The 17,670-nt window shown below is 41.4% G+C and carries 15 protein-coding genes; 14 read left to right on the top strand and 1 reads right to left on the bottom strand.

All coding sequences use genetic code 11. The features are described 5' to 3' along the window. Nucleotides 1–55 precede the first annotated feature (55 nt). Together C0V70_RS10870 and C0V70_RS10865 are read left to right on the top strand one after the other, a co-directional pair. Nucleotides 56–2,365, top strand: coding sequence for a hypothetical protein (locus C0V70_RS10870; RefSeq protein ID WP_102243884.1), 2,310 nt, complete (start codon nucleotides 56–58; stop codon nucleotides 2,363–2,365). A 118-nt stretch (nucleotides 2,366–2,483) separates the two neighbouring features. Next, entirely contained in the window at nucleotides 2,484–4,718 is a 2,235-nt protein-coding gene (locus C0V70_RS10865) for a hypothetical protein (RefSeq protein ID WP_133566635.1), read from the top strand. A 7-nt stretch (nucleotides 4,719–4,725) separates the two neighbouring features. On the opposite strand, the gene C0V70_RS10860 is transcribed toward C0V70_RS10865, so the two are convergent. Continuing rightward, nucleotides 4,726–5,343 (bottom strand): hypothetical protein, encoded by a 618-nt coding sequence (locus tag C0V70_RS10860; protein ID WP_102243882.1) that lies wholly within the window; start codon nucleotides 5,341–5,343, stop codon nucleotides 4,726–4,728. Nucleotides 5,344–5,577: 234 nt separating this feature from the next. Here C0V70_RS10860 and fusA point away from each other — a divergent pair, with 234 nt between their 5' ends. From fusA to C0V70_RS10800, 12 genes are all read left to right on the top strand, one after another. Next, nucleotides 5,578–7,737: an elongation factor G gene (gene fusA, locus C0V70_RS10855; RefSeq protein WP_102243881.1), complete on the top strand. Its 2,160-nt coding sequence runs from the start codon at nucleotides 5,578–5,580 to the stop codon at nucleotides 7,735–7,737. Nucleotides 7,738–7,902: 165 nt separating this feature from the next. Then, nucleotides 7,903–8,460 carry a hypothetical protein gene (locus C0V70_RS10850; protein WP_102243880.1) on the top strand — a complete coding sequence of 186 codons (558 nt, stop codon included), beginning with the start codon at nucleotides 7,903–7,905 and terminating at the stop codon, nucleotides 8,458–8,460. 197 nt (nucleotides 8,461–8,657) lie between these two features. Continuing rightward, nucleotides 8,658–9,563: a LysR family transcriptional regulator gene (locus C0V70_RS10845; protein WP_102243879.1), complete on the top strand. Its 906-nt coding sequence runs from the start codon at nucleotides 8,658–8,660 to the stop codon at nucleotides 9,561–9,563. Next, nucleotides 9,560–10,699 carry a tRNA nucleotidyltransferase/poly(A) polymerase family protein gene (locus C0V70_RS10840; RefSeq protein ID WP_102243878.1) on the top strand — a complete coding sequence of 380 codons (1,140 nt, stop codon included), beginning with the start codon at nucleotides 9,560–9,562 and terminating at the stop codon, nucleotides 10,697–10,699. Before C0V70_RS10845 ends, C0V70_RS10840 begins: the two co-directional genes overlap by 4 nt. After that, on the top strand, nucleotides 10,696–11,229 hold the full coding sequence (locus C0V70_RS10835) for a GNAT family N-acetyltransferase (protein WP_102243877.1): 534 nt from the start codon (nucleotides 10,696–10,698) through the stop codon (nucleotides 11,227–11,229). The genes C0V70_RS10840 and C0V70_RS10835 overlap by 4 nt, the downstream gene beginning before the upstream one ends. Nucleotides 11,230–11,337: 108 nt before the next feature. Next, on the top strand, nucleotides 11,338–11,766 hold the full coding sequence (locus C0V70_RS10830) for a helix-turn-helix domain-containing protein (RefSeq protein ID WP_102243876.1): 429 nt from the start codon (nucleotides 11,338–11,340) through the stop codon (nucleotides 11,764–11,766). A 40-nt stretch (nucleotides 11,767–11,806) separates the two neighbouring features. Continuing rightward, nucleotides 11,807–12,565 carry a DUF3050 domain-containing protein gene (locus C0V70_RS10825; RefSeq protein ID WP_243733564.1) on the top strand — a complete coding sequence of 253 codons (759 nt, stop codon included), beginning with the start codon at nucleotides 11,807–11,809 and terminating at the stop codon, nucleotides 12,563–12,565. A gap of 92 nt (nucleotides 12,566–12,657) precedes the next feature. Further along, nucleotides 12,658–13,908, top strand: a complete 1,251-nt coding sequence (locus C0V70_RS10820) for a hypothetical protein (RefSeq protein WP_102243875.1) — start codon at nucleotides 12,658–12,660, stop codon at nucleotides 13,906–13,908. Between the two features lie 72 nt (nucleotides 13,909–13,980). Further along, the gene (locus C0V70_RS10815) at nucleotides 13,981–14,844 is read left to right on the top strand and encodes a trypsin-like serine peptidase (RefSeq protein WP_102243874.1); all 864 of its coding nucleotides are present in this window, start codon (nucleotides 13,981–13,983) and stop codon (nucleotides 14,842–14,844) included. Nucleotides 14,845–14,919: 75 nt separating this feature from the next. Beyond that, nucleotides 14,920–15,789, top strand: coding sequence for a trypsin-like serine peptidase (locus C0V70_RS10810; RefSeq protein ID WP_102243873.1), 870 nt, complete (start codon nucleotides 14,920–14,922; stop codon nucleotides 15,787–15,789). A 24-nt stretch (nucleotides 15,790–15,813) separates the two neighbouring features. Then, nucleotides 15,814–17,082, top strand: coding sequence for an aldo/keto reductase (locus C0V70_RS10805; protein WP_102243872.1), 1,269 nt, complete (start codon nucleotides 15,814–15,816; stop codon nucleotides 17,080–17,082). Nucleotides 17,083–17,146: 64 nt separating this feature from the next. Continuing rightward, nucleotides 17,147–17,668: a hypothetical protein gene (locus tag C0V70_RS10800; protein WP_102243871.1), complete on the top strand. Its 522-nt coding sequence runs from the start codon at nucleotides 17,147–17,149 to the stop codon at nucleotides 17,666–17,668. Nucleotides 17,669–17,670 lie beyond the last annotated feature (2 nt).

Here is a 17,670-nt window from a genome sequence, read left to right as displayed (position 1 = left end):
GTAGAGTCATTCAAGTTTGGTCAACTAATAACCGATAATACTATCGGAGAATTATATGAAAATTGCACTTTTAGTCTTTTCCTTAGTGATTAATTCAACTTTTTTGCCCGTCCTTCATGCGGCAGAAGAGAATAAAACTCAGCTATCAACATCGTTTGATGTTTTTAATAGCAAGTGGAATTACACGCCAACGCTTGAGCGAACCGAAGGGAATTCTAAAATACATACGAAATTTTTTAAACGCATCCTCTGGATTGAAAAAACTCCAGTGTCGATTGTCGACACTAGTTTTGTGTATTTAGAAAATCCACAAAAAGACCCCGATGCAAAAAAGAATGAACTTGCTTACATCGCTCAATCGATTAAAAAAAGTTTTGGACCGCAGATGGTGATTAGTGGCCAGGGAAATTCACTGACTGTTGAAGGGAAAGTTGAAAAAATTAACCGCACAGTAAAAGTGAGTCTCCTTAAAAAGAGCAATCATGTAACCATCATCACTTCGATGATCAGAACAGGGCTTTACTCAAAACTGCGTGCGGAAGTCAATGAGCTACACAACGGTTTATTGGACTATGATGGAGAGTTTAAGGTTAAAAAAGAAAAGAAGACCACATGGTTTTCTCTGCCGTTTATGATTGATGAGGCCCACGCTGCTCCGGGATTTGATTTCACAAGTCTCTTTACCGGAAGTAACGCTAACTCTAGTGCAGGTGCCTTGGGGGGATTTAATGTCAACTTAACAGGAGACATCCGCAATCTTGAAAATAGTGTCAACAACGTCAATACCAATTTAGGAAAACTCAACACCGGGATCGATGCGGCCAATGTGAACTGGGGAAATACCAATACTCAGCTTGGAGGCGCCAATACAAATTGGGGCAACACCAATGTCCAAATCGGAAACGCGAACACAAATTGGAATAATACAAATGTGCAGATTGGAAATGCCAACCAAAACTGGTCTGATACCAATAAGCAGATGGACGAGTTCAATAAAAACATCGACAAAGTTAATGCCAATGCCACTCGTGCCAATGAGAACTGGGCCGATACCAATAAAGAGCTGACAAAGGCCAATGCCACGGCAGACAAATTTGCTGATGAATACAAAAACATGAACACGAACTGGGCAGAAAGTAACAAGCTTCTCTCAAAAGCTCTCGATCCAAATCACATGGCAAAAGTTGCATTTTACACCGCGGCCGGAGCGGCCCTTGGTGGGATTGCTGTCAGTTTAGCGATTCAAGGAGTGAGTGAAGGGATTAGTTTTCTTCATGAGCTTTTTACCGGAGCTAAAAAGAAGAAATTAGAATGGGAAGATTTTGAGAAGGCCATGGCCGCTTGGGATAACCAGCTTAACGACCTCGTTAAGATGGAGCAGATTGTAGATAACTACATTGATGCTTTTAATTTCTTTGAAGGAAAAAACTTAGGGAATGATTACGTAAAACAATTATCAAATGCCAGCCGCGATATGCGTTTTGACCGCGATATGTTTATGGAGAAATTTAAGGATCAAAACTTGGATATCTCTTGTCGCAAAATGTATTACGACGCAGCCGATGAATTGGATCAGAAAGTTAAAGAGTACGATAAAATTATCCAATATGCGACCAACAACAGTATGTCGATTGCCAATGGGCCTGCTTATTTCTGTAATCAGCTTAAAGAGCTTCAAAGAAGAATCCTTTCTGCTGAAACTCAGATGCAGGATTTGCGTTTAAAAATCCTCGTGGCCGAAAATCAATACTACGGCAAGCAGTCAGATGCTCTGGATAAGCGCGATGATGATATTGAAAAAGTAAACGATCGCATCGCTAAGACGATGGATGAGAAAAAAGCTTACGATAAAAAAGTGATGGAGCGAATTCAGGAGGCCCATAAACAAGCACGCACTGACTGGCTGGCCGCTTGTATGGAAGCTAAAAATGAAGAAGGTCTAAAGATTAAAGAGGACCTAAAAGACAGCTTCTTCCTGTTTGTTTATTTTAAAAAGAAAAGTCGTTGTACTGACTCTTACGCAAAAGTTGAAGAGGCCGTAAAAAAACGCACCGAAGAGAGTATTAAAACACTGGCCGCTGAAGAGGCGTTAAGAAAAGACTTAGTCGTAAGGGCCAACAATACTGTTGAAATGAATCTTTCAGAAGAGCAAATGAACTGGATGTCGAGAGTCCACATGGATGCTTACTGCTATCAGTATGCCCATGCGGGAGAAGATAAAATCCCGGCAAAGTGTAAGGAGTTCCCTGAGCTTCTTTACTCTCTAAGCCTCTCAAAAGGTTATGAGAAAGCTAAAAACGCTTACCAAAACAAATGCCAGGATCGTTACTTGAATGGTATTAAATCTCTGGCAAAGTCTCCATGATGAGTGAGGATCTGGTATAAAACTGTTAAAGACTTTCTTCATCATTTCGTCTTTACTTTTTTCTCAGCTGAGCTGGGGGATAGATCTCTCTAAACTTTCTGAATCAGAAATGGAGGCCGTGAAAAAACTCGGCCTCTCGGAAACTGAAATAAAAAATCTCGACACCGACACATTAAAGGCGACTCTCGAAGAAAAGCTCGATGTAGAAAAAGAGGCCTTAAAACAAGAAGCGAAAGAAAAATTTCAACAAGTGGTCGACGAAAAAATTGAGCCAAAACTCAATGAGATGCGCGCGAGCGTGGAAAAAGAAAAGGCCGAATTAAAAAAAGATGCTATTAAACTCGGTGCTGGTTATATCACATCAACTATTTCTCTTTTTGCAGCCACTTTAATTGCTCCTCAGGCCATTATGGTTTGTAAAACAAAACCTTCTGCCGTTATTTATGCCGGAAGTGCTGCGATTTATGTGCTTCAGGAAATGAGAAATATTAAAATTCTCAAAGCTTCACAGCTGGCCGAAATCGAAGTGGTCAACAAAATCGATATCGATAAAACTAAAAGCGTAAAAGAAAATGCCAAAATACTGGAAGCTAAAGTCGATGAACAAGTCGGCTATATCAAGGCCTATAAAAATACCATTGATCATGCAGTCAGCGCTCTTAAGAAAAAAGCAAAAAATGCCAAAATGGTAAGTATCGGCTTCCTGGCCTCTTCGGCCACTGCGGCCGCTGAGCAAATGGATTGGATTAGCGGAGGAGGCGCTTGTGTGGCCTCGGCACCTGCTTCACTTGACCAGCTCAATTTCTCACCAAAACTTGATGCACGCTACGCTCAACTCATTGATGAGGCCCAGAGTGCCCAAGATAAATGGGCCTACTACTATGAGTGGGAGTCTCTAAAATTTGGTGTCGACCGCACTCTTTCATGGAGTGAATACGAAAAGCTAAAAAATGTTCCAGTGAGTTCAGGCATTTTAAAAAATGCCATGGGTTTTATTCACTCGACACTCTTAAGCACGGCCCTAGCGGCAGAAGACACAAAAAAAGTCACAGTGGCCGGGTCTCTTAAAGACAACAAGGCGGCCGACTGGATCGGTGATTTAGACAAACTGGGAATCGTCGGAGGACTTGCCACAAACGTCGTGGCCTACATGGCCGGATGGCAAATGGGCTTTTTAAAATCCATTATTGCCAGCGGAACTTCTCGCGCGATTACCTTTGGTGCCCAAGGGGCCCTGGCCTTTACGGCAGGTAAACTCTTTGGTGATGCCGCAACAGATTTGGAGAAAAAACTCGCGCGCATTGAGCGCTTGATTAATGATGTTCAGGCCGTCTCCAAAAAAGGAATTAATATGCTTGTTCCAAGCGACGCCGATGCCCGCCGCTTTCAGGAAATCGCAGCTAAAATTGGTGTGCCATCTGATAAATTAATTACGGAAATGAGTATCAATGAGGCCCAGGCCTATTTAAAAACGATCAAAGCAAAGGCAGAAAACCTGGATGATGAGGGCCGCGCCTTGATTGCCAAATACGAAGAAGAAATCACCACTAAACTTAAAGCAAAAGGCAGTGAATTACAGGAGAAAGTAGAAGAAAAAGCACAGGAAAAAGTAGAAGAGAAAACTTCTTTGTTGCACTTTTTTATTCCCGATGTTCAAGCGGCCAATGTCGCTCCGGTTTACGTCCTGACTAGGGTAAAAGACATTTCATGCGTAGATAAAAGATCATGTCCGCCACTTAGTTTCCCCCGTGGGACTAACCCCAATACAAAAATTTTGAATCAGTACTTAGGGTTGTATGAAAATTACTACCAGGCGATTAAAACCAAAAATCCAGAGCAGGAAAACTCAGCAGTCGCAGCTCTCGAGCAATATAAACCTGTAATGACTTCTTTTAGAGATCAGGTTTTTAAGAAAGGTTTGGAAAAAGGGCGAGCTCAAAACACGAACTATTATGCTTATGAGCGCGCCAAAATCAATGAAGAGGTAGATAACTTCGCTCGTTTTTATGCGAAACTCTCACCTGAGGATCAGGCAGAAATGAGCGCGCGTTTTAATCCGGCATCCCAGGATTTTAGCGCTCCCCAGGGGAAAAAAGCGCTGAAGATTAAATTGAAAGCAAAAATCAATGAAGCTGAAATGAGAATTTTGGATCAATTGATCGCTAAACTTGAGGCCAGCGAAGTTATCCACAACGGGCCGGATATGAGTTTTGTGGAAAGAGACAGAACGCAGGATGGGCAAGACGAGTTTAATTTTGGAAATACGAGCATTCACCCGAAAGAAAGCGGGCTCTTTGATATTATCCATCTTCGTTATCAGCGTTATATCAAAAACACTTTTCCAGATTTATAGGGGAAGACTAATCGTCCCACTCTAAATCAGTGTTAATCGTCACACCTGAAACCGTTTTTTCTTTTTCTTTTTTAATGAATGGGAAAGAAACTGGAGTTGTTCCATCGAAGGTTTCTTCGAAGGCAATGGTGATTGTACGAGGAACAAAATCCATCAACATTTTTAGGTAGTCGTGATTTTTAATTGTATCAATAACCGAAGTGTCAGCTTCGCCATCAAGGTCAATTTCCATCATCGGCTTTGATGATGTGTTTTTAACAATAAGCGCCGCTTTAACTTTATCGCGGGGAAGTTCGCTGGTCAGGTTCCACGATCCAAGGTGGAAGTAGTCCAGGTAGAAAAAGGATTTTTCGTATTTAAATTTGCGGTTGACTAAAAGCTGCTGCATAAACTTTCTAGTCGACGGGTCTTTTGATTTTTTCGCTAATTTTTCGGCAAGATAGCCGTCTTCAACGCGGATAATATAAGCGCCGGGTTTCCTGGTGGACTCAAACAACATGTACTGGAAGCCCACGGAAAAGAGGGTAAAAAGTTTTTGTTGGGGCAAGTGGACGTGGACAGCGTCGGTTTCGATCAGGGTTTTAACGCCTTCGTATAGGTCTTGTTTGCTGAGGTCGCCGCTCATAGGGAAAATGCCTTTTTTTTATAATTGGGTTAATTTTGGGAAACCCGAAAATTTTTAGAGATTTTTAGTGAAATTGTCAATTTGTTTGATGCTCCTTGTTCAATCTTTTTCCCTCTTTATAGCTAAACTTCCATTGACTCATCCCTCTAAATTTCTTATTATTCACCCTTAAATTAAGTTTAAAAAAGTTCAAAAAATTTTTTAGGGTAAATAAACCTTTTTGGAGATGAATTTATGAAATTAATGGCGAAGACCAGAAACATCGGGATCTCTGCTCACATCGACTCAGGAAAGACGACGTTAACTGAACGTATTCTTTTCTACTGTAACAAGATCCACAAGATCGAAGACGTTAGAGGTGGTGGTGCCGGAGCGAAGATGGACCACATGGAACTTGAAAAAGAAAAAGGGATCACAATTACTTCTGCAGCTACAACTGTAACTTGGGAAGGTCTAAATGGTGAAGGTATTAAATATGCTGAAGGCATCGATAAAGAATGTCGTATTAACATCATCGATACTCCGGGCCACGTTGACTTTACAGTAGAAGTAGAGCGTTCACTTCGCGTTCTTGACGGAGCTATTCTAGTTCTTTGTTCAGTTGCTGGTGTTCAGTCTCAATCAATCACGGTTGACCGTCAGATGAAGCGTTACTCAGTTCCTCGTATGGCCTTCCTTAACAAGATGGACCGTATGGGTGCTAACCCACATAAAGGTGTTGCGGCCCTTAGAGAAAAACTTTACCACAACGCAGTTTTAATGCAGCTTCCAATCGGTGCTGAAGAAAACTTCAAAGGTGTTGTTGATCTAATCACAAAACAAGCTTACTACTTCGACGGAGAAAACGGAGAGAAGATCAGAGTTGAAGCTATGCCTGCTGATATGGCAGACGATGTTGAGTCATTCAGAGAGAAGCTTCTTGATGCAGCTTCTGAATTCGATGACAACATGGTTGAAAAAATTCTTGGTGGCGAAACTGTTACTGAAGAAGAAATTCACAATGCAATTAAGAAAGGTGTTCAATCTCTTAAGCTTACTCCAGTATTCATGGGATCAGCTTTCAAGAACAAAGGTGTTCAACTTCTTCTTAACGGTGTTGCTAGATACCTTCCATCTCCGCTTACATCAGCGAAGCCAAAAGCTATCGACAACAACACAAACCAAAAAATCGAGCTTGAGCCAGATAACTCTAAGCCACTTGTTTGTATGGCGTTCAAGATTACTGACGAGCAATTCGGTCAGTTAACTTACACTCGTATTTACCAAGGGACTTTAAATAAAGGTGACACGATCGTTAACACTCGTACAAAGAAAAAAGTACGTGTTGGACGTATCGTACGTATGAACGCTAACGACAGAGAGAACATCGAAACTGTAGGTTCAGGTGACATCATCGCTCTAATCGGTATCGACTGTGCTTCAGGGGATACATTCGTAGCTGAAGACGGACCAACGCATTTATCATGTGAAGGTATGCACGTACCAGCAGCGGTTATCGAGCTTTCGATCTCTGTTAAAGATAAAGATCAACAAACAAGACTTTCAAAAGGTCTTTCACGTTTCATGAAAGAAGACCCTACTTTCCACGTTTACACAGATGAAGAATCTGCTGAAACACGTATTGCAGGTATGGGAGAGCTTCACCTTGAGATTTACGTAGAAAGATTAAAACGTGAATACAACTGTGACGTTCAAGTAGGTGCTCCTCAGGTTAACTACCGTGAGACAATCAGAACTGAAGCTAAGTTCGATTACCTACACAAGAAACAAACAGGGGGTTCTGGTCAGTTCGGTCACGTAATCGGTATGATCAAGCCACTTGCTGAAGAAAAGAAGGCCAACGAGGAAGAAGTATTCCAGTTCCATAACGAAATCAAAGGGGGAGCAATCCCTAACGAATTCATCGCTTCATGTGAAAAAGGATTCAACGACGTTATGGATAAGGGACCTCTAGCTGCGTTCCCACTAATCAACGTAGAAGTATACCTACAAGACGGTCGTTACCACGATGTAGACTCTTCTGACCTTGCTTTCCGTATTGCTTCTCGTATGGCGATGAGACAAGCTGTAAAAGCTGCTTCTCCAGTTATCCTAGAGCCAATCATGAAAGTTGAAGTTGAGACACCAGATGAGTACCAAGGGGGGGTTATTGGTGACCTTTCTTCTCGTCGCGGGATCATCCAGGCTTCTGAATCAAACGAAACAGGTGACGTTATCATTAACGCTCTTGTTCCACTTTCAGAAATGTTCGGTTACTCGACAATTCTACGTTCTATGTCTGCTGGTAAAGCTTCTTACACAATGGAATTCGCGAAATACGCTGAATGTCCAAACAACATTGGTGAGAAAGTTATGGCAGAAAGAAAAGAGAAACTTGCAGCTCAAGCTGAGTAGTTTTCTTCCAAATTCTCAAAAAAGTGGGGCCCTGCAAATGGGCCCCTTTTTTTGCCCTTTTTTATCTATCTCTTTTTTAGATAGGAAGCATTGAGTAATATCATTTCCAATCTCTATATTTTTTGTCTATAACCCCGGCATTCAAAAAATAATCTTGGGGGATCTATGAAGGCAGTATTAAGCGCAGCTCTTGTTTTCTCGTTAACCATTTCTTCTAGCTTTGCTGGAACAGCTAGGACAGTAAACGCGGACGTTAAAGCTCTAGGTCAATTGGCCATGGGTTGGGAGGAGCACTCTGTAAAAGGAAAAAATGCAGAAGAGATCCTAAAGAATTACGTAGAAGAAAATTATGGTGAAGAACGCGAACTAGTGTTCAAAGAGTATGGCGATATGGCCTATGGTGATGAGATTGATGAAGGATTCACTTCAGTGAAGTCTGCTATTCTTATGTCAGGCTTTGCTGAGAGTGCTTTAGAAGAAATACTTGAAGGTCTTGATGAATCAAGTGAAGCAGAAAAAATTAAAGAAATTAAAGCGAATATTTACGACTTAAACCACAGCTGGGCACCGGTCATTAAAAGACTAGAGCGCCAAGGTGTGAAGTTTGGTTACAGTGGAAATGGGCCTGGATACTGTGGGATTTCTTTTGTTGAATTACTAATCGTTGATGAAAAAGAGCAGAAGGTTTACGAGGTTTACCTTTCAGAAGGTGGGTCTTGTTAGTTTTTTGTTAGCTTTCATAAGTTGAATAAAGGCGGTCCCTCCAAAGGCCGCCTTCTTTTTACATGGTTTCTTTTCTTTTCCAGTATTATTAGGTAAACCTAATACATTATGAACGCTCTATTACAAAGTAATACTCTATTAAGAGTCGAGCAGGATGCGAGACAACCTCTGCGTCTAAATAAGCACAGGAGTGCTAATTGATCGAAACATCGCAACTCCAGACATTAGTGGCCGTGACCCGTGCCAAAAGTTTTTCTAAGGCCGCGGAAGTCTTAGGTGTAACCCAATCTGCCATCAGCCAGAGTATCAAGAATCTTGAGTCTAAATTGGAGATCAAGATCTTTAAGCGCTCGGGAAAGGCGGTGATTTTAACGTCTGAAGGCGAGAAACTCTACCGCCTGGGAACTCAGTTTCTGGAAGAAATGGAAGAGACCCTGACTGAACTTCAGGGGGATCGCGATCAAATGCAGGGGAAGGTGAGAATCGGAACCCTGACAGGTATTGGGAAGACGTGGCTTGCAAAAGAAGTTGTCTGGCACGCAAAAGAAAACCCTGAACTTCAACTTTCAGTCCGCATGGGACATCAGGAAGATTTGCTTCTTGATTTCGAGGCCAACAAAATTGATATCCTGATTTTACCTGAAGACGATGTGCCTCTTCATGGTGAGAAAGAATTCTTCATGGAAGAAAAATCGACACTGGTTATTCCACGTGAGATGAAGGATGTGTATTTCAACACAAAGCTGACGCTTGAAACGTTGGAAAAAATTCCGACTATCTTATTTGAGCAAGATGATCTGCTCTTTTTAAAATGGTGCAGAAGTAAATTTAAAGCGACTCCAAAAAAATTGAATGTGCGCTTCTCTGTAAACTCACACGGTCATATGCTCCAGGCAGTAAGTGAAGGTCTGGGAATCGCTGTTGTGCCCAATCACGTTTTAAATCGTTCGTATTTCAAAGATAAGGTTCTAACGCTTGGTAACGAATATGAAGTACCGAGTGGAAAGCTTTATATTGTCTATCATAAAGAATCAGAAAATCTTCTGCGTATCAAAAATACTATTGATAGACTGCTCTCACATCGTGATACATTTAATACATGATGATTCTCTCTCTATTTCCGGCCGACTTAAAACAATTTCTTAGCGAAGTTGAAAGTAGTGGTGCGCGTTTGTGCCTTGTCGGTGGGGGAAGCCGCGACTTTTTAAGGGAAGGAACTCTATCTAACGACCTGGACTTTGAAGTCAGGGGAGTGGAGATCAGTGCGCTAAAATCTTTTTTTAAAAAAAGAGGACTCACTTACACTGAACTCCCGTATGACATTGTCCGCTTGGACTTTAAAGGCTTTGACCTGGAGTTCTCTTCACCACGTCTGGAAAATCCACTTACAGGAAATAAAACCCATCACCATTTTGAAGTGGTGCTTGATAAAGAACTCTCTTACGATCGTGCTTTTGCCAGAAGAGATTTTACTCTAAATGCCATTGGTATCGAGTTTCATTTTACTAAAGATGAGGCCCGCGTTGTCGATCCTTATAACGGAGTGAGGGACTTAGAAGAAAAAACGCTTCGAGAAATCAGCGATTATTTTTTCCTCGACTCTGTCAGGTTTCTTCGCCTGGTGCGCTTCCAGGTGAAATATAATTTCAATATCAGCGATAGCATTAAAAACCAAATGGGCCTTTTTGATTTGAGTGAACTCTCAATACATCACTTTAAATCGGAGATGAAAAAATCAAAAAATGCTGGGGCCTTTATCAATGAATTTTCAAAGCTGGTGAGAGATTATCAGCTACCGGTAAAAGATGTTTATAAGATCTGGAAGAACATTCATTTTTCTTCTGATCTTGAGACCATTGAAGATTTATTGGTAAGTGTTTTCTTAAAACGACCAGAGGCCGCAAAAGAAGTGGCCGCTTTTTTCTCACTGCCTGATAAAACCTTAAAGGACCTGACGTCTTTTTATAATTCTTATCATGCCGTCTTAAAATTAAAAAAAGAGGACCTGATTCCTCTGTGTCAAAGCGAGATGGATGCACCGGAAGTGATGGTGGTTCTTCGCGATTTAAAAAACCTGGAAGATAAAAAAGAGTGGAGAAAGTATTTTCCAAGCCATCTTATTATTTCCTGGGATGACTGGGCCGATGAATGTGTGGATGCTGAGTTGATTCAGGTAACACCTGCACCTCTTCGTTCATATCTGCGTTTTTATCAGACGATGAAAAGGGTTATTCAATGAGTTTTTCTATCGCCACTTTAAAAGAAATCAATTTTGATTCCAAAATTCTAAAACAAGTTGAAGACATCTTTTTTCTTTCGACTTCGGTTAAGAGTTTTGCTTCTGAAGAAAGGCGCCTGACGTTCTTTAAACGCTGGTGCGGCGACTACCAGACTCATTATCCACAGGAGTTTTTTGTAGTGATGGAAGGGGAAAAGGTACTAGGTTATCTCAGTGGATGCCAGGACTCTTTTGCCTCTTTGAAAGTGCTCGATGTCCCCGGAGGCGCAGTTTTTCTCGATCAGTTTGAAAAATTTCCGGCCCATTTGCATATCAATTTTCATCCGGACGCTAGGGGGAAGGGACTAGGGAGTCTTCTGGTTCATCACTATATGAAAGTGCTTAAAGGCCAAGGAATTAAAGGGCTTCATCTCACAACTTCACCTGATGCTCAGAACGTAAATTTTTACTTACGCCTGGGTTTTACACATACAGTTAAGCGCGAGTTCAAAGGCCCAGAGCTCTACTTTATGGGCGCCATACTTGATTAACACTCACGGTTTTAATACTAGCCATTTTCCATTTAGTTTTTTTTGTGTTATACTTTTTATGTAAGGTTTAATGCATGGATCGCATAGAGGCCTTATCAGGAATGGAATATGGTCGATATACATTCAATTCTGGCCGATCACCGCTCAAAGGGTAAAGCTGAAGACAATCAAGATGTCGGCGGCTCTAGTATTGAGTTAGGCCCTTCTACCTCAGAAATTCCGGATATTTTTTTCGATAAGATCATTGTGGATTATAAATTAAGCCGCATTGAGATCCTCGTGCTTATGTATATCTATCGTAGAGTCTGGTGTTTTCCCAACCTTCACAGGTCGCACGGGATCTCGCAGATGATGTCTCACACGGAAATGGCCAAAAACCTGGGGCTTGCCATTGAAGATGTTTATTCGTCTTTAAGAAAGCTTGAAGAGTACGATTTCATACGCACCATCAGGGCCGGACAGTATTTTTCGCGTCGCTTTTTTTCCAAAGAATTGGACGCAATTTTTAACCAAACATACGACGATTTCGAAATTTAATGGTATGACCTTTCTATAGTTTTTCCTATAGGACAGGTTTATGAAATCCATTATGAATCACCCCGATTTAATCGCTCACCACGAAGCACTGGCCAATCATACTCTTTACAATAAAATCAGGTCTCTCGATGAACTAAAAGTTTTTATGGAGACTCACGTGTTTGCCGTGTGGGATTTTATGTCGCTTTTAAAGAGACTGCAAAAAGACATCACATGTGTGGAGCTGCCGTGGAGACCAAGTCCTTATCCAAAAGAAACTGTGCGCTTGATTAACGAAATCGTTTTAGGTGAAGAGAGCGATAAAGATTTAGAAGGCAAGGCCTGTGATCATTTTACTCTTTATTTGCATGCGATGAATGACGTCGGTGCAGATCCAAGCAGACTGCTTTCATTTATGAGTGATCTTAATTATGAACAGTGGTGTACGAAGGCCGAACACGATTTTGTGAAATTCAATATCGACCTTTCACTCCATGGAAAAATTCACGAAGTTGCAGCTGCGTTTTTCTTTGGGAGAGAAAAATTAATTCCTGACATGTTTACTTCTATACTTGGTGATCTTTCAAAAAACTTAGACCAAAAAGCTCAAGAATCGTTTCCCAACATGCGCTACTATCTTGCTCGTCATATTGAAATTGACGGGGGTGAGCACTCGCATGCAGCTTCAGATTGTCTTCAATCTCTCTGCGGAAATGATGAAAAGAAGTGGGAAGAAGCAAGAGCTGCAGGTGTTCAATCGCTGAAGTTAAGAAGCGCGTTGTGGGATGAAGTAGAAAAAAAGATAGTGTCAAAATCTTAGCACTTCCTATCATATTTTCTTACATTCATCTCAAGTGAAAAATTTCATTTACCATTAATCCTAGTTCACACATTTTTCAACTAGGAGGAAAAATGAAATCATTCTCACTTGTGGTGGGGCTACTGTGTTTGCTCGCTGTAAACACAAACCAAGCTTTCGCAAAATCAGCAGATGCTTTTCATAAACGTTTTCAAGTCATCCGTTCAGACGACGGTAAATTAGTAGGGATCAGAGACAGGACTCTTCCGGTAAAGTTCTCTGTCGTTCCCTATGTAAATATGATTAAGTCCCAGCTAAAAGCTGAACAATCACTAATGTCAGAGCAAAACCTGGCAAGCGGTGAGTACGAAGCTAATGTTCGTTCAGTATTAGATGAAGACCGTGAGCTTCTTTTAGCTCAGGGATACACTCAAGCTGAGTACGACCGCTATGTGCAGACAGTTGTTGATTCACTAAAGCAACTTGCAGTGGTTAACGTTGATGGTGTTTTTACAAACCCGGCATTCAATGAAGTTGTTTCAAAGTTCGAAGGTAAAATGACAGATGCTATTTTACTTCTAGACCCAACAATCCTTTCAAACGTCCAAGACCCGACATTCTTCTATAAGAGAAACGTCACTTACAAAGCAGTAAGCTGGGCGCTTGATTTCGCTAGAAAGAGACTGAGCAACATCCCAATGCTAAACACAGCTAGCTACGTGGTTGTTCAAGTAGAAAAACTAATTACTGAAAGAAGAAATTTTCACCAAAATATGCTTCTTCACTATCTTGAAAGCTTCGATGAAAAAGAACTTGGTCTAACTCACGATGAAGTGAACATGATCTGGTCGTCTATCTATGAATCACGCATTCCATGGTACGCTTTTTGGGAATCAAGTGCAGCGAAGTCTAACTGGACAAAGTACGGAGTCAATAACTTCTACGCTAACTTCAGAGCAGGAACAGCTAAGCTTCAAAAAGCAGGAGGCCTTTACTCAGAAGTTAACGATCGTATGAACTACGCTTTCCAGCGCGTAACTTATAACAATGAAAAAGTTGTTGTTAACCTGTTTGATAACGAGTCTATGCTTCAGTCTCGTCCAGCAGTTGCTTACAACTACGACCGTCCAACTCAAATTGCAAGAAAACGCATTATGCTGACTCTTGCTCAACTTGGACTAAGTTTTGTTCCACTGAACGCTACCATTAAAGACACTGCAGGAAACTTCATCAAGTCTTACTATGCTAACCAGAAAATCACTGAGGGAGCACTGTACGGATATTTCGAGTCAATGGGTGAAGACTCTGGTATGAGACAAGTAAAAGCTCAATACCTAAACCCTTTCGATACACTAGCAATGTAGTTTTCCTCATACAAAGGCGGCCAATTAAATGGCCGCCTTTTTTTTATTTAAAATTCAAAATAAGGACATCCCATGAAAATTTTCGCTTCTTGCCTGCTCTTGGCCTTTTCATACAATGCTTTTTCTTACGATAAAGTTATCTACGGTGTAGATGACAGAAAAGATATTTTCGAATCAAAAAATACTCTTTATAAAACTCTTGCTCAGTCAACTGCTGCGATGATCCCGACAAATGCTCTGGAAGAGCGCGAAGGTGATTTACTGGAAATTACCGGAACAACTCTGGAAGAAGATGGGATTTGTTCAGACGCTCGTTTTGCAAAACAAATCACAGCGGCAAACTGTTCAGGATTTTTAGTAGGAGAAGACCTTCTAGTGACTGCTGGTCACTGCATTGAATCCCTAAGTGATTGCTCGCGCTACTCATGGGTTTTCGATTACGCCAATACAACAGAAGAAAAGAAAACTCACATTGTGCCGAAGTCTGCTGTATACACATGTACACAAATTATTTCGCGTGCTCTGGATAGAGCAACGGACAATGACTATGCTCTCGTTAAACTAGACCGCAAAGTAGAAGGACGCCTTCCACTTAAGGTAAGAACATCGGGGAAAATCGCCAACAAAGCCGATCTGGTTGTTATTGGCCACCCATCTGGGCTTCCATCAAAAATTGCTGATGGTGCAGCTGTGAGAACAAACAAAAATAACTACTACTTCCAGGCCACTCTGGATACGTTTGGCGGGAACTCTGGATCAGCGGTGTTTGACTCAAAAACAGGTGTGGTAGAGGGGATTTTAGTACGTGGGGAAAGAGACTACGTCAGTGACCCGGTAAGAGGGTGTTCAATCCCTAAGGTTTGTAAGATGACAGAATGCCGTGGGGAAGATGTGACAAGAATCACAAACATCAAGGAATTGAAGGGTTTTCACTAAGTAATAATTTCACGTTTTAGGGGGAGACCTCTTAAAAATGGTAGGATCTGGCGACTCGTTTTCATAGGAGAACATGTGCGCCAGGTCCTTTTTTTATGCCTATTTTTGACTGCGATGAATGCCCGCGCGGCCTTCAATATCGACTTAAGCACTGTTGGCTCGATTTATGGAAAAGACGACCGCGAACTAGTTACTACTCAATCAACAAAAGAGATCCAGGAATTAAGCCGCTCAGTGGCCTTGATTGTCAGCACAGACCTTTTAGTAGAGAACTTTTTTAAAACCACCATTAAAGCTCAAACCCTGCAAGAAACATTGCAGATGTGTGTGGATGAGCGCTTTTCAAATAAAAGTGCACTTCCGGGATGTACGGGGTTTTTAATTGGGCCTGATCTCATGGCGACGGCCGGACACTGCTTTCAAACGAGTGAAGACTGCATGATGAAAAAGGTCATCTTTGATGTCGACAGTAAAAAGCAAACAAAAAAAGGGTACAGCGTTTTAAACAGCAATGTCTTTAGCTGTCAATCTATTGTGGCGCAGTCTTTTGACGGCGAGAGCGACTTCACGATCATCAAACTAGACCGCGTTCCTAAAAAACGCCCGGCACTTAAATTAAATCTGAAAAATAAAATTGCGGATAACGCCCGCGTTTTTATGATTGGACACCCATTCGGGCTTCCGCTGATGCTTTCAAAGAGCGCAAAAGTAAACCACAACGGCAGTGATATTTCTTTTACTGCTGGACTGGATTCATTTGAAGGCAATTCAGGTTCCCCGGTTTTTAACGCCAGCACTCTGGAAGTTGAAGGGATTCTGGTTAATGGACAACAAGATATTGTTTTAGATTCAAAAAATGAATGCTATCGTAATCTCCAGTACGAAGAGGACAAGGGCGCCGAAGGCATCTTCAGGATCAGCGGGCTTCTGCCTTTTCTTCAATAATTTATACATTCAGGGATCATTTTCATGGGACATGTAGGATTTGGATCTTACCGCGTAAGTATTAAGTCAAAAGTGCACAGAGAGTCTTTAGTTAGAGCTCTTGAGGCCGGTTGCACATTAATCGACACATCTTCAAACTACACCAATGGTGAATCAGAAGAGCTGATCGGCTCTGTTTTAAGTGAAAACCCACAGTATAAACCAATCATTGTAACGAAAGCTGGATATATCCAGGGGCACGCTTTACATGTTTTAAGAGAGCTTAATGAAAAAGGACAGGCCTTAGAAGACCTGGTGGATTTAAGTGAAGAGCTAAAACATTCTATTCATCCAGAATTTTTAAAAAGCCAGCTGGATCAAAGCTTAGAAAGACTCAAGCGCGATTCTGTGGATTACTTTCTCCTGCATAACCCGGAATATTATTTTCAGACAGAAGGATCAACTCAAGACGAGTACTACGCTCGTTTAAAAAAGGCCTTCATTTACTGTGAAGAAGAAGTGAAGAAGGGAAGAATTAAGGCCTATGGAGTGAGTTCAAATAATTTTGGGCTTCCACTTAATGACCCGCAAGTGACAGACCTTTCACGCATTCTTTCTGTGCTTAAAGAAATGAACGGCAAAAATTTTAAGATGGTTCAATTCCCATTTAACCTAATTGAGATTGGGGCCCTGGAAAAACTTGGCGATTACGGCGATGAGAGTTTACTTGAGTTGTGTATGGCCAATGGTCTGACAACAGTGGTTAATCGCCCTTTAAATGCGTTTACGCAAAATAAGCTGGTGAGACTGGCGACCTATGAAGAGCAGACGAAAAACCTGGACGATAAGAAGGCACAGGAGCTTTTTGATCATGCTATGAGTTTAGTCAAAGCAAAGTGGGATGAAGCCGTTGATGAAAATACAACGGCAGATGATTTTTATGAAGTAGAGATGATTAAACAGTTCACTGACCTTTGGAATAACCTTCCGACTCCGGATGCTGTAGACCAGGTCTATTACGGACACTTCTTTCCTTTTATTGCCCGCGTCTGGGGAGGCCAGGGTCTTTCTGCTGAGCAGGCACAACCGTTTTATCAATTGATGGAAACTTCCTATCTTTATTCCCGAAGAAATCTCTCAAATAAGGCCTTAGAGTTTAAAAAACAGGCGATGTCTGTGGGGCTTCTGCCAGATGATGGCGATAGACCTTTTTCAGTCATGGCAGTTGAAACTTACCTAGACTATGGTTTTGATTACATTCTTGTAGGGATGAGAAAACCTGAGTATGTCGATCAGATGAAGGCCCTTTTCTAAAATCATTCAGGCTTAGGGAAAATTTTGCCGATGAACCCAATGTTCAAAAACATATGGGGGACTCATGCAATTATCCAAAATCGTGCCAACGGCACTGGCCATCTTCATGTTATCAAGCATTCTAAGCGCCACAGAAGCAGCTGAAAAAGTTCTGTGTGTGGTTTCAAGCGACGTTGATAAAAACACCGGCAGAATGACGTATGAGATGGATGAAGACGGACGTGGGATTAAGCACATTTATATGGAAGCTTATGAAAACGGAAAACTGACAGAAAGAAAAGAAGTCGATATGAGTGAGATCAATGGAGATGGAATCATCCTTCACCAGAAAGATAAATATGTCACAGTCAGACTTTATAGCCATAACTTCGATGAAGAGCGCGGAGGGGTGCTTTATTTAGACACTCTCTATAATGCGGTTAAAGGTGAAAGAAGAGAGTATCAGATTGAAGTGGCCAAAAACGCTCAATCAGAAATCGTGATGATGAATAATAAAAAAGAATTTAACAATATGAAGTTTATTGGAAAAAAAGCGCCGATCATTGGTGTGATCGGCATTGAAAAAGTGAACTTTACAAAGAATTAAGA

It is taken from the genome of Bacteriovorax stolpii, assembly GCF_002872415.1.
Classification (GTDB): Bacteria; Bdellovibrionota; Bacteriovoracia; order Bacteriovoracales; family Bacteriovoracaceae; genus Bacteriovorax; species Bacteriovorax stolpii.
This window is presented reverse-complemented; position numbering and strand designations above follow the sequence as displayed.

Excerpts from the sequence above, each read along its gene's own strand:
- C0V70_RS10860 (WP_102243882.1), bottom strand. The coding sequence starts at position 5,343 with ATGAGCGGCGACCTCAGCAAACAAGACCTATACGAAGGCGTTAAAACC.
- C0V70_RS10870 (WP_102243884.1), top strand. The coding sequence starts at position 56 with ATGAAAATTGCACTTTTAGTCTTTTCCTTAGTGATTAATTCAACTTTT.
- C0V70_RS10850 (WP_102243880.1), top strand. The coding sequence starts at position 7,903 with ATGAAGGCAGTATTAAGCGCAGCTCTTGTTTTCTCGTTAACCATTTCT.
- fusA (WP_102243881.1), top strand. The coding sequence starts at position 5,578 with ATGAAATTAATGGCGAAGACCAGAAACATCGGGATCTCTGCTCACATC.
- C0V70_RS10805 (WP_102243872.1), top strand. The coding sequence starts at position 15,814 with ATGGGACATGTAGGATTTGGATCTTACCGCGTAAGTATTAAGTCAAAA.
- C0V70_RS10825 (WP_243733564.1), top strand. The coding sequence starts at position 11,807 with ATGAAATCCATTATGAATCACCCCGATTTAATCGCTCACCACGAAGCA.
- C0V70_RS10830 (WP_102243876.1), top strand. The coding sequence starts at position 11,338 with ATGGTCGATATACATTCAATTCTGGCCGATCACCGCTCAAAGGGTAAA.
- C0V70_RS10835 (WP_102243877.1), top strand. The coding sequence starts at position 10,696 with ATGAGTTTTTCTATCGCCACTTTAAAAGAAATCAATTTTGATTCCAAA.
- C0V70_RS10840 (WP_102243878.1), top strand. The coding sequence starts at position 9,560 with ATGATGATTCTCTCTCTATTTCCGGCCGACTTAAAACAATTTCTTAGC.
- C0V70_RS10800 (WP_102243871.1), top strand. The coding sequence starts at position 17,147 with ATGCAATTATCCAAAATCGTGCCAACGGCACTGGCCATCTTCATGTTA.
- C0V70_RS10820 (WP_102243875.1), top strand. The coding sequence starts at position 12,658 with ATGAAATCATTCTCACTTGTGGTGGGGCTACTGTGTTTGCTCGCTGTA.
- C0V70_RS10815 (WP_102243874.1), top strand. The coding sequence starts at position 13,981 with ATGAAAATTTTCGCTTCTTGCCTGCTCTTGGCCTTTTCATACAATGCT.